Below are 13,104 nucleotides of genomic sequence, written 5' to 3'. Positions count from 1 at the left end.
ATCGAACGTTCCGTTAGGCGAAAAGATATCCAATTCACAGCTAGGTTCGCTCAGGTTTGAAGTGAGACAACTATTTGAATTTTTCGCTATTTTACGAGGTTGGATAGTGGTTGAGAAATAGGCTAAAGGTGATCTGATATAGCTAAAAACTATTTCATAGTAATTATGAGTGACGCTAATCAACATTTACAAAGAATTGCGCTTGAAAAGTATTTAAAGAAGTGTGAGGAGGAACGGAATATTTTCTTGAGTAATATCGACCTAAAAATAGGGCACTTCGAAAAGTGCCCTAAAGATCTATTTTATTAAGCTAAACGCATATGATGCGAGAGGCTGTAAAGGAATGGAAAGCGACCCCACTCCCTCTTTGACGGTCAATAATAGTGACTGTTTCCCTTCGATTTGCTCAATGAACTGATACTCACCATCGCTTAATTGCCATTTTTCTATTACATCGCAGTCAATGGTTAACGTTGGCTCTAAGCTTAATTGGCTATCAAAATTAGCCGCAACAATAACAACTTGGTGATGATCATGACGGGCGAACAGATACGTTCGTTGTCCTAGTTGCTGCTGGTTTCGGAGATATAAATCATCAAATTCCCCAGTCATGCAGGAAGCATTGAGAGAAAAGTTGAGCAAGCTCTTATAGAAGGTTCGCAGTGATTTTTCATTCTCAGTGAGCAAATGGCCATCAAATTTACCGTCATTCATCCATCGCTGATGATGTGGAACGCCGACATAATCAAAGATAGAGGTTCTAGACGGTTGTCCGAATCCGGCCTCTTCTGCGCCAGGTTCTCCCACCTCTTGACCAAAATAGATCATGGTTGGCGAACTACTCATGAGAGTGCTGATCAGCATTGCTGGGCGAGCTAAGTTTGCGTCCCCCGCGAATTGTGGTGAAGCAATACGTTGTTCATCATGGTTATCTAAAAAGTGCAGCATGTGATGTTCAATATCCGCCATGGCCGATTGGATATCAGAGATGTTTTTTGTGTCTCCACGCCCTTGGATAATATCTTTAAGTGAATCGTATAAATCCACTTTATCGTATAGATAGTCCATCTTTCCTTGATGAATATAAGTGCGATAAAGGTCGGGCTGATAGACTTCAGCCATCAAAAAAGCGTCGGGATTTTTCATTTTGATTGCCGAGTTCATATAACTCCAAAACTCCACGGGCACCATCTCTGCCATGTCATAACGGAACCCATCTACCCCTTTGTCGAGCCAAAATAACGCGATATCACGGAATTTTTTCCAAGAGTCAGGCACCTCTTTTTGTTGCCAAAAGGCGAAATGCTCTTGATAACCAAGCTCTTCATAGTGCTCTGGAAGTTCGTCAAAATCTTTGCTTCCATCAGGTCGAACACCATAATTGATCTTCACGGTCTCATACCAATCATCAAAGTTAGGCTTGGTAAGTCTTGAGCCATTTCCTGTCCATTTGGCTGGAGACTCATTGAACGGTGTTTGTAAGGAAGGATGTATTTCTCCGCCGAGAGGTAAAAATTGCATTGGGATGTCAGGCAGTTGAAATGCTTGTTTTGGGATGTAATAAAAGTTGTTATGGCGGTTATATTCGACGCTTGTGTCATCGTCATAGCCGAAGTCTTTCACATCTTCTGGGTTATTTAACCCTTTGTACTGACGAGCAATGTGATTCGGTACAATATCAATGACCACTTTTAAATCATGTTGATGGCTACGTTCGATGAGTTGATCGAATTCTTGATTTCGTTGAGCAGGATCGTCAGCCAAATCAGGGTTTACGGAGTAGTAATCTTTGACAGCATACGGAGATCCTGCCCGTCCTTTGACAACGCTAGGGTGATCATTGCTGATGCCATAATCTTGATAGTCTTGAATCACAGCATGGTGGGGTACTCCGGTATACCAGATATGGGTTATTCCGAGCGATTTTATTTCAGATAGTGCCGTGTGGGTAAAGTCACTGAATTTTCCAATTCCATTTTGTGCCGCCGTTCCCCATGGCTGATTGGTCGTTGATGTATTGCCAAATAAACGAGTGAAGACTTGATAAATCGAGAATTTGTTGTTTTTCATATTTGATATTACCTTGTGTTTCATCGCTTTAACCCAATTTCATGAATTAATTACACCGAGCCTACGGATAGGCTGGAGGTATGCATTATCTTTGGGTAAGTTATTGAAAGTAAGCCACTGTTTGTTGTTAGTGATTTTAGGCTAGCGAAATTTATTCTCGGATAAATCATCCTTTATTCATCTTTAGGGGCGTAGGGTTAGCTTTGAGGTCTCAGTTTTCAATTTTTATTGCATAATTGAGTGCTGTTTGTACAAATAGATGAGTGAATAATGCTCAAGTTTTATATAATCGAGCCGCTATAAAACTAATGATTACGTTCTGTTTAAGAGATTTTAAGCAGTAGTGCTGAATAACCATAAAAGAATGATATTTATGAGTACGATGGGAATTGCGATTGGAGCGACATTGCTTTCTTTAGTGCTAGTGTTCGTTTGGTTGGTTTCTCTCTCTTTAAGAAAGCAGAGAATCGAACAAGAACGCAAAGCGAGAGAAGTGGCTTATCGTAAAGCGATTGAAAAAGCAAAGCAGCAAGAGCAACAAGAACGAGTATTCAAAGCTGAAACTGGGCATGTACCAACGATTTTGTTTTTGGCTAAAGAAGCAGAACGAGGAAATTTGAAAGAAGCACTGTACTGGTACAACAAAGCGGCTAAATTGGACAATGTAAGCGGCATGTACGGTGTGGTTAGAATCAGTGATCGTGTAAAAGATGACCTTATCTTGAAAGAGCAGGCTAATTTTTGGAGATTAAGCATCGCTGCGGCTGATGGTGATAAGCACGCAAAATATGAAGCAGGCAAAGCCCTAATTGGTGGGCGAGGCACCGATAAAAATATACCTAAAGGTGTCTCTGTTATTGAAGAAGTGGCTGATGAAGGCAATGTTGAGGCAATGCTTTTTATGGGCGATTGGAGTATGTCTAAAGAGAACATGAATAAATCACCAGTGGCTTCTTCTGAGTGGTATCAGCTTGCGGCAAATAAAGGGAATAGTAACGGTCGTATCAAGTTAGGCTTGAACCATCTGCATGGTATCGGTGTTGAAAAAAGCCACACAAAAGGGTGTTACTGGCTAGAGCTAGCCGCTGAAAAAGGAAGTTATGAAGCGATGTATCATGCCGGTGAGGCATGGCGTGAACACGGCGCGAATGGCAATGCGATTGCGTATATATGGCTATTTCTTTCGGCTCACTTCGGTTATGAACCAGCACGGGCAGCAAGGGATGTGGTTGGTGGGATCATTGATGTGGAAACGGTCGTGGGGCTTCAAACTCTTTCAAAGCCGTTAATGAAAAAGTTAACAGAAGGGGCTGCCCCTAAGCACTCGATTATTCGAGCATTGAATAAGTTGTATAAGCGAGAAGAGTTCTTCCCTGAAAAATTAAGTTCTGAAGATATGCAGCCTGTTGATAATGTAGTTGTCGAAAGTGACGACGTTAATAAGTCTGCTTTCGATGTCAGTTTTGATTTTCTACCCAATAGCGATTATTCGGCTGAAGATAAATCGCAAACTAATTAGAAGCGTTCAAAGTAGAAACCAAAAAAAGAGAGCAAAATGCTCTCTTTTTTATATTTATCGGCTAACTTATTGTGCCGCTTTCTTTTGCTCTGATTTACATACAGCAGCTGTGAATACTACGTCTGTTGAGCTATTTAGCGCCGTCTCAGCAGAGTCTTGAATCACACCTATGATAAAACCAACCGCGACGACTTGCATTGCTACGTCGTTTGAAATACCAAATAAACCACAAGCTAATGGAATAAGCAGTAGTGAGCCACCTGCAACGCCTGAAGCACCACAAGCAGATACTGCGGCAACTACACTCAGTAGTATCGCCGTCAGTAGGTCAATTTCAATACCCATTGTATGAACAGCAGCAAGGGTTAGCACTGTGATTGTTATTGCCGCGCCTGCCATGTTGATTGTTGCACCTAGAGGAATGGATACTGAGTAAGTATCTTCATCTAGCTTAAGCTTTTCACATAACGCCATGTTGACAGGAATGTTAGCCGCGCTTGAACGAGTGAAAAACGCAGTGACACCACTTTCACGAATGCATTGGAAAATCAGAGGGTATGGATTTTCTTTGGTTTTTACATACACAATGATCGGGTTAACCACGAGTGCGATGATCGCCATTGAACCAAGCAATACGAACAGTAGTTGAAGGTAACCACCAAGTGCTTCAAAACCGGTCGTAGCAAGCGTTGAAGAAACCAAACCGAAGATACCAAATGGCGCTAGGCGAATAATGAAACGGACGATTTGTGATACGCCGTGACTTAAATCTTCAAATACGGCTTTGGTTGTATCTGATGCATGGTGAAGAGCTAAACCAAGTCCAACTGCCCACGCCAAAATACCAATATAGTTAGCGCTCATTAACGCATTTACTGGGTTATCGACAAGTTTGAAGAGTAGAGTATTTAAAACTTCCGCGATGCCTTGTGGTGGTGTTGTGCCTTCCGCACCCGCAACCAGTGTCAAAGTGGTTGGGAACATGAAGCTCATTAGAACAGCGGTTAATGCAGCAGCAAAGGTGCCAAAAAGGTATAAAACAACAATTGGACGCATATGCGTGTGTTGATTTTTCTTTTGGTTAGCGATCGAAGCAGCAACAAGAATGAAGACTAAAATGGGTGCAACCGCTTTTAATGCTCCGACAAAAAGGCTACCCAGTAAGCCGACACTTTGAGCGCTACTAGGAGAAGCACTTGCAAGTACTGCACCGAGAACGATACCGGCGAGTATTTGAAGTACCAGATTGCCCCGGGCAAAGCGGGCGATAAGGTTGTTGTTTTGCATATATATCCCTGCAATTAAGTTAATTTATAAGTTTTATAGTATTTCAGTTATTCGCTAACTGAATATCTGACATATTAACTACACAAAATTTTGTGTCTAGGATTTTATTGAATATGGGATAAAAGCTTATCTTATGTTGATTTTTTGGGTGTTAAATGTTGATAAAATGATTTGTTCGAGAGTTTTATTGTGTTGAAGAAAAGCTTGTCGATTTAGACGTCATTCATGGGGCTTAGCAGAATAGTGATTGGCTCAATGTCGGCTAGCGGATTAAGGCTAGCCGATATAGTGACAGAGAGTGCTGCTCTAGTAGCCTTTCTTCCTACTTCGGCTTTCTGATTGCACATTTCTGTACATTTTTCCTAACTGTTTATAGTGGGCTCGTTGCTGAGCGAGTGTGGCACCATTGCGAGCTTGTTCTCTGAGCAACTTTAAATAGTTGCTTAAACGACGCTGCTCTAGTTCCCCTGATGCCAAAGCCTTCTGTACCGCACAACCAGGTTCGGTCTGATGTTGGCAATCAGAGAAGCGACACTGCTTTGTTAACGCTTCTATATCGGAAAACGTTTCACTGACTCCATCAGCACAGTCGGCTAATTGAAGCTCCCTCATTCCCGGAGTATCCAGCAGTAACCCACCGTTTGGCATACAGTGGAGTGAGCGGGATGTGGTGGTATGTCGGCCTTTGCTGTCGTCCTCTCTAATGCCGCCCGTTTCTTGATCATCACTTTGCATCAAGGTATTCACTAAGGTCGATTTGCCAACCCCAGAAGAGCCCATAAACGCGACGGTTTGTCCTAACTTGCACCATGCATTCAAGGTTTGAACGCTGGCGTGATCAAGACTATTAACGCTTTCAATCATAAGCAGAGTGTCTAGATTTTGAACTTGTTGGCATTTTGATTCCACATCATCGCATAGGTCTGCTTTCGTCAATACGATCACAGATTCGACCTGAGCTTCATTCGTCATTGCCAAATAACGTTCAATTCGACTTAAGTTAAAATCATTATTGAGTGAAACAACAATGAAGACCGTATCGATGTTGGCTGAGATATATTGCTCCGCCACTTTGCTGCCAGCGGCTTTTCGGCTAAACAGTGACTGTCGGTCTAGTAACCTAAGAAATTGTTGGTTGGCGTCCAGAATGATCCAGTCTCCAACCGTCATTAGTGGCTGGTTTTGATGGATTGGAAGAGATAATTCCCCTTGCTCTGTTGCTAATGTATAACTGCTTCTGTGATGCGCGGTAATGCGCGCGATGACATTTGATTCGTAGTCTTCGAGCGTAAGTTGTTGCTGAAAAACAGGCTGCCATCCAAGTTGTTGTAAGGACATTGGATGAGATAAATTTAGATTAGAATTCATTATTACGTATACCCCAGACGTGAAAATACGAACATTTACGTCTTAGAAAAATGTTAGGGTCGAATTCGAAATATGTCGGACCCCGGTTAAGTGACCGGGCAAAGAAAAGAAGAGGTGAAGTGTTTTATGTCTATAAACTGTTGATTGATTTGAACAGCTTAAAAATTGAGCACACGTTATAGCGTTTAGTTAAAAACCATGGGTCGAGTGCGTCGTTACCAATTACTTCTGCTTTTCTGCCTGGCTAGTCGTTTTCAATACAATCATGATTATTCCTCCAAAAATTTAAGATTAATTATTGCACGCAAAGCATAGCAAAAAGGGCGGGATAAACCAGCCCTTTGTTGAAATTCTTCACTGTATTAATGGTGCTTCATTCCACTCATTACTTTTTTAACTGGAGCTTGCATGGTCTGTTTTTCACCATTGGCAAAAGTAAGTTCAACATCAATACTGCTGCCTTCCGTTAATGGTGAAGCTAAGTCGAATAACATGATATGCAAGCTACCAGGTTTCAGTTCAACAGTTTGGTTTGCTGGTATTGTGATCTGCTTAACCTGACGCATTTTCATCATGTCGCCATCTTTTATCACATCATGCAGTTCTACTTTTCCTGCTGCGGGTGTTGTGGCAGAAACAAGCACACGATCGATATCTGTGTGGTTCATCAGAGAGACAAATACCGCGCTATTCACAGCCGTTGGTGGTGTTGCTCGTGCATAAGGGTGATGAGTCATGATGTCCATATTAGCTTGAGCAAGAGGGCTAAGTAATAGTCCTGTCAAAAGTAGGGTTTTGAGCTTCATTGATATTTATCCTTCTGAAGAGGTTTGGGTCAGAGTGTTTATCGCTTCCACGATTGGCGCCGGAGAAAGCGTATGTGGCACTTTTTTGATTAGCGTTCCATCGGGTTTTAAGAAATAGAAGTAAGAGCTGTGATCCAGCGTATATTCAAGTTGAGAACCTTCTAGTTCTGTTTTCCGGAAGATCACTCCATAGTGATGAGCAAGAGTTGTCGTGATCTCTAGAGGGGCCGATAGCCCTTCAATCATTGGGTGGAAATATTGCGCATATTTGAATGAGTCATCAGCGGCATCTCGTTCAGGATCGAGAGAGATGAAGATAGGGCGCAGTTGGGATTGCTGCTGTGGATCTATTTCATTGAGAGCGCCAGATAACATCGCTAATGATGTAGGGCAAACATCAGGGCAGCGCGTGAAGCCAAAATAGACAATACGAATGCGCGGATCTTGAGGATCGAAAATAGCGACTTCTTGATTATCTTTCCCAAATAATACGGTATTGACTGCTTGTTGTTCTGCTGCGGCTTGTTGCTGTTCTAAACGAATAGACGCTTGCCCATCTAAATAGGCTTTGACACCATAGCCAAGAGCAAACGCAACAACGAGTATTAGTGACCAATTTCGGCTCATCTTTTCATCCTTAATGCAGGGTAAACGGTAGTTTTTCCATCGGTAAGCTCGCCTACCCATGTCATCTCATCAATGGTGCAGATAGGAAGAATAATCTCCCCTTGGTAAATTCCGTCGGCTATTTTGGCGAGGCTAAATCGAGCAGTACCCATATTCATCTCAACCCCTTGCAGGTTTAGGACTAGCTGAGAAGCATCAGTATTTGGCCATTCGACTCTAAACACAGTAGGAAGTAAAGGTTGCGCAGCGTCTCGGCTGAGCGTCATACCTACTTGGTTTTGCGAGCAAGTTTGAGTCGTGACCATACAGTAGTCATCAATCATTTTTGTTTTTGGCTGAGAGATAAGTTTAGAGAGATCAGAGGCAAAAAAACCGATGCCCACCGCGAGAGCGATGCCGATGATTTTTGTCGCTGGATGTTGTAAGAAGGAAGCGTTGACCGATGAATCAGAAGCCATGTTAGAGCATCACGTGTAATTCTATAAAAGTAGATGCTATCACAGCTAATTATAGGTGACTGTAATTATGGAAAAATTTGTGGTGACGGTCAGAAAGAAAAAGCGGAGCCTATAGCTCCGCTTGTTTTTAATCATTGGGGGTTATGAATTTTGGTTGCGCTCTGCAAACTTTTCTAGTCCAAGAACTAACCCTATCGCGAAGCACATCATCACAATGGAGAGTACTAATTGGGAAGGCTGAGCTGTCACTGATTCGAAATCAAAAGGGGAGAGGTTGTGCTGAATTAAAGGCACCTCTTCACCTTTCGAATTGATACGCCAACTAATGGTTTCTTTCCAAGGCCAAATTTTTGGTAGGGTTCCAATCATCAATCCTGTTAAGAATATTAATGTGAAATCTCTAAACGATTTTAATAGCCAAGATAATACGTGAGAAAACGTAAGTAATCCTAGTATGCAACCAGTTAAGAACAACGCAAGTACGTCGATTTGGAAGCCTTTTACAGCCGCGAGTACAGGTGTATACATTCCAATTAATAGCAGAATAAAACTGCCTGAGATACCCGGCAGAATCATTGCGCATATCGCAATCGCACCTGCTAACAGAACATTGAGGCTTGTTGGCTCAAGTTGAAGCGGGCTGATAACCGTTATGCTGTAGGCGAAAATGACACCGAGTAGTAGAAACATAAATCTCGTGACATCTCTTTTCTCGATCTGTTTAAGGATATGGAAGACAGAAACCAGAATGAGACCGAAGAAAAAGGACCATAAGGGTACTGGGTGAGTGACAAGTAGCCATGAAATTAATTTTGCTAATGTGGCGATACTCGTGAGAACGCCTCCAAAAAGAGAGATTAGGAATAATCCATTTACATGAGCAAATGCAGATTTGAAGCCTTCTCGTCGCCATAGTCCAAACACGCTTGGGTTTATTCGGCGAATGCTTTCAAGCAAGGTGTCATATATTCCGGTGATGAATGCGATCGTACCGCCAGAAACGCCAGGAACAACATCGGCCGCCCCCATCGCCATACCTTTAAAAAAAGTGGTTAAGTAGTTCATTACTTTAACTAGTTAAATAAGAGTGCTGAGCAGTATACAAATATTCGTGTAGAAAAAATATGAATAAGGTGAGGATGTTGGCTTTGTGCTCACCATTGAGTCATAGCAACTGAATGCATTGCTTTTTGAAACGGTTCGCAAAATAGGAATGCAGTTTGCAAAAAAAGAATAAGAAAAATTGATTTATTGGGAGATACTACTAAAAATGGGTATTTAATAATTGGCACATATACTGCATAATCTATATCGACCCTTCTTAAGCCGAGGGTCACCTAGCCAACTGACGTTGTTAGTGAATAAATTTTGTTCACAGTATATATAAGCCAATTGCCACTTTTTGCGATTGGCTATTTTTTTGCTTGCAGCTTTACTTAAAGAGCTATTTTTAACAGAACTATTTTTTAACAGAGCTTTTTGCTTAAAGATCTATTGAATAAGCGAGTGGCGTGCACTTGTTTAAAAAATACAGTGCGTTGCAAAATCTCCAGCTTCATTCGCCGTCCAATCGCCTTTAGGCTTATCTTGCATATCTTGACACCACTCTTTACTGCCGACTTCGGTACATGCCATTAATTGTCCTGCCATGAACAATACGATCAATGCTTTTTTCATTTTTATCTCCTTATTAGAAAGGCTGATGTTTTCGCACCAGCCTTATGTTTACATCTACTTTAGTTTATTTCGAGTTAATATCCCATCAACTGCAACAAGTTTTCAGCGGTACTGATCGCCTCTTTTCGGTTCGCTATATTGAGCTTTTGGTATAGGTTTCGAATGTGGGTTTTGATCGTTGTTCCGGCTACATCAAGCTCCTGAGCAATTTGTTCGTTACTGAACCCTGAATATATTAGGCCAAGAACTTGCCATTCCCGCTGGGTCAGTGGACTTGTCCTAACCAACTCAGGAATATTAGGGTGGTTGATCAGCTTTTCAATAAACTCTTCATCAAAGTGAACCGAACGGCTTCTTTGAGTTGTCGAGATGTCTTTCATTAACTGTTGAGCACGGTGACGTTCTAGATCTCCAAGTTCAAGTTTATTGCTGAGTTTCTCAAGTAGATGTCCAATCGTAGCGCCATCAACTAAGAAGTTGCCAATCATGCCAGTTTGATTGGTCATGCTCAGGGCTTCTTTCACCAACGCCTTGGCGCTGTCTTCCTCTTGCAACTGAACGGCAAGTACTGCCTCAACGATTAAGTTGCGGTTTGTATCTGTGATCAGATTTGAATCAAGGGCTTCTTGAGTGAGAAAGTCTAATGCAGTTTGCGCTTGGTCGTACTGTTCCAGGCTAATGTGTGCGCGAACAATATTACGCCATTGCAGTTGACAGAAATGGTTGCTCGCTTTTTCTGGACGAACGGCAGTATCGAGCCACTCTTGTATCGCTTGCTTATTCCCTTTCGCTTGCCAATATAAAAGCAAAGAGAGTGAAGCGTTCGCTGTCCAATCTACGTGGTAGGTTGATTGCTTCAGCAAATGTAGAATTTGATCGATAAAACGTGACGCTTTGTCTAGTTCACCTCGTCCAATTGAGATTCGAGCAAGCATTGAATAGCTATGTAGATGTTTACTTGGAGAGTGATTACCTAGGATGTCGAGTCCTTTATATGAACACTCTTCAGCTTCATCTAAACGGTTCCAACACCACAGAACTTGCGCTCGAACCCGCAGTAGAAACTCATGCAAAGGAACATGTTGAAGCTGATGCTCTTCGATGAGTTTAAATGCTGATTCTTGAAGTTCAAATGCCGCTTGGACATAACCTTGAGCAATTAATATCTCGCTTTGCTGTAAAATTGCCCACAGTGCTTGATGGTAGACTTGGTATTGACGCGCCAGTTTTTCCGTTTGCTGCATCATAGGCAATGCTCGGCTTAGGTTGCCCAGCACATGGTTCACTTCGCCAACAACGGATGTTGCAACAATACGACTGCGATAGATGGTGCTATCCAGTTGGCTGAGTGCCAGTTCTGCCATTTCTAATGCGAGTTGAGGATTATTACTGTTAATCGCTACTTGCGCTCGTAAGGCATTGAACTCGCCTTGCTGTTGTGTGTTTAGCTCAATATTACGCTCTTTTCTCTCTGCTTCTGCTTCGGCTAAAAGAGTCCCAACTTGATCATAACGGTGCTGGCTTTGCGCTAACCATGCCTGAAGAATCGACAGTTTAGAATCACTGTATAACTGGTCTTTGGTTAGCTTTTTGATTGCAGACTCAAGAGCCGCTAACTCACCTTGGTTGAACATCTTCCAACCGTAAGTCGTTAAAATATGTGCGATCAAATCCCCATCATAGGCTTTTTGCGCATGATTTAGAGCTTGATGTGGTGTTTCGAGTTTTAACCACGCTTTGGCTGCACTTCGGTGTAGATCTTGTTCTTGTTGTGGAATTCGCGCTTGGCGTTCGTGTGACAAGAACTCTCCGAAAAGGTTATGGAAGCGATACCAGTTATGTTCACCTTCTAATGGGTAAATGAACAACCCGTAGCGGTTCAGAGATTCAATCATCCCTAGAGCATCATCACGCTGTGTGAGAGCGCAAACGAGTTCATCATTGAAATGATCAAGAACAGAACATTGCATTAGGAAGTGACGTGTATCTTGATCTAAAAGGTCAAATACCTCTTCGACTAAATAGTCCCATAAATGAGCGTGGCTAAATTGAGAAACCGATTCAGCTGATTGTGCAAGTGTGCGTTTTTGATGCTGGGCTTGTAAAGCGATTAACTGTAGTGCAGAAGGCCAACCTTCTACATAAGTGCGTAAATTGTTTGCAGTGGCATCATCAATCCCATCGGTGACTCGTTGATTGAAAAATCGCGTGGTCTCTTCAGTATCAAAAGCAAGTAACTCATTACCTATCTCAATCATTAGATCACGAACGCGTAGATTGGCCGTTCCAAGAGGTGGGGTCGCGCGACTGGTCACAATTAAAGTGAGATTGTCTGGCATGTGTTTCAAGAAGAAGCGCATGGCTTCGTGGATCTCGTCATTCGTGATTAAGTGATAATCATCCAGTACGAGGTAGCACTCTTGGTGAAAAGTGGACATCTCTGCGAATACTTCGCTAAAGAGTGAATGCAAAGACGAAAATTGACGGCGCTCAGCTAACACTTGCGAGTTAGGACAGGATTGTTGTGTCGCTTTATTTATCGACTGCAATAAATAGTTAATGAAGCGAAAGGTATCATTGTCGCTATCGTCAATGCTGTACCAACCGACATTAGGTTTGTCTGACAACCATTGTGCAGCCATGGTTGTTTTTCCATAACCAGCAGGAGAGCGAAACAGAACAAGCTTATAGAAAGGCGCTTGTTGCAGGAGGTCTAATACTCTCGGCCTCACTATAGCGTTATGCAATCGTCCGGGACGAGTCAATTTTGAAGGAATCCACATGTCTTTAATTCAGCCTGTAAGGGTTGGTTATTATTGTTAGACAAAGTCTATAAAAATACTTCGATAATACGTTCTATTTAGAATATTACTGGATTAAAAAGTCTACAGACTTTGATCCACTTCGTAATTATGACGCCTTGGTGGTTTTTGGTGCATCTACGCCCTTTAATTGTGAACCTTATCACCTAATGTTTGCATTATAATATTATTCGGGCACTACTTTTACGCGAGAAGTTATGCAAGTTATGTAATATCCGAGTTCTAAGCGTGATCCGAATGGCATATTTAATAATTGTTTTTAGAGGTCAAATCAGAAATTTCATCAAGTTTTAATAGAGTGAAATCGTAGCTGGTGTGATCGCAATCACTCCTATATTAGTGATTCGTAATCAACATGGGATTTAGATCACTAACTAGGTGCTAGTACGCCCTCTACGCCCTGACTCCTCCTCCTTGTATCGAGCAAAACTAGGAGGATGCTTAGTTATAAGAGAGCGTGCAAGATATGG

At 42.1% G+C, this 13,104-nt stretch carries 10 protein-coding genes; 1 reads left to right on the top strand and 9 read right to left on the bottom strand.

All coding sequences use genetic code 11. From position 1 onward, the window contains the following. Positions 1-297 precede the first annotated feature (297 nt). The gene (locus OCV39_RS16035) at positions 298-2,070 is read right to left on the bottom strand and encodes an alpha-amylase family protein (RefSeq protein WP_261889980.1); all 1,773 of its coding nucleotides are present in this window, start codon (positions 2,068-2,070) and stop codon (positions 298-300) included. 373 nt (positions 2,071-2,443) lie between these two features. Between OCV39_RS16035 and OCV39_RS16030 the strand changes: the two genes are divergently transcribed. Next, positions 2,444-3,589, top strand: a complete 1,146-nt coding sequence (locus OCV39_RS16030) for a tetratricopeptide repeat protein (protein WP_113798566.1) — start codon at positions 2,444-2,446, stop codon at positions 3,587-3,589. 66 nt (positions 3,590-3,655) lie between these two features. Here the strand turns inward: OCV39_RS16030 and sstT are convergent, their stop codons facing one another. The 8 genes from sstT to malT all read right to left on the bottom strand — a co-directional run bounded on the left by sstT (position 3,656) and on the right by malT (position 12,595). Further along, positions 3,656-4,876: a serine/threonine transporter SstT gene (gene sstT, locus OCV39_RS16025; protein ID WP_017052239.1), complete on the bottom strand. Its 1,221-nt coding sequence runs from the start codon at positions 4,874-4,876 to the stop codon at positions 3,656-3,658. Between the two features lie 306 nt (positions 4,877-5,182). Continuing rightward, the gene (gene rsgA, locus OCV39_RS16020) at positions 5,183-6,244 is read right to left on the bottom strand and encodes a ribosome small subunit-dependent GTPase A (protein ID WP_261889979.1); all 1,062 of its coding nucleotides are present in this window, start codon (positions 6,242-6,244) and stop codon (positions 5,183-5,185) included. 362 nt (positions 6,245-6,606) lie between these two features. After that, a complete protein-coding gene (locus OCV39_RS16015) occupies positions 6,607-7,050 on the bottom strand; it encodes a copper chaperone PCu(A)C (RefSeq protein ID WP_113798562.1) in 444 nt (147 codons plus the stop codon). A 6-nt stretch (positions 7,051-7,056) separates the two neighbouring features. Further along, positions 7,057-7,677, bottom strand: coding sequence for an SCO family protein (locus tag OCV39_RS16010; protein ID WP_017052242.1), 621 nt, complete (start codon positions 7,675-7,677; stop codon positions 7,057-7,059). Beyond that, positions 7,674-8,135 (bottom strand): hypothetical protein, encoded by a 462-nt coding sequence (locus OCV39_RS16005; RefSeq protein ID WP_261889978.1) that lies wholly within the window; start codon positions 8,133-8,135, stop codon positions 7,674-7,676. Before OCV39_RS16005 ends, OCV39_RS16010 begins: the two co-directional genes overlap by 4 nt. Before the next feature lie 141 nt (positions 8,136-8,276). Continuing rightward, complete coding sequence (locus OCV39_RS16000; protein ID WP_261889977.1) at positions 8,277-9,200, bottom strand: DUF368 domain-containing protein; 924 nt, start codon at positions 9,198-9,200, stop codon at positions 8,277-8,279. Between the two features lie 456 nt (positions 9,201-9,656). Beyond that, complete coding sequence (locus OCV39_RS15995) at positions 9,657-9,812, bottom strand: DUF3012 domain-containing protein (RefSeq protein ID WP_017052246.1); 156 nt, start codon at positions 9,810-9,812, stop codon at positions 9,657-9,659. 74 nt (positions 9,813-9,886) lie between these two features. Further along, positions 9,887-12,595 (bottom strand): HTH-type transcriptional regulator MalT, encoded by a 2,709-nt coding sequence (gene malT, locus OCV39_RS15990; RefSeq protein ID WP_261889976.1) that lies wholly within the window; start codon positions 12,593-12,595, stop codon positions 9,887-9,889. Positions 12,596-13,104 lie beyond the last annotated feature (509 nt).

This window comes from Vibrio cortegadensis (assembly GCF_024347395.1).
Taxonomy (GTDB): Bacteria; Pseudomonadota; Gammaproteobacteria; order Enterobacterales; family Vibrionaceae; genus Vibrio; species Vibrio cortegadensis.
The sequence above is the reverse complement of the archived record's forward strand: the minus strand, read 5'-3'. Positions and strand labels throughout refer to the sequence as shown.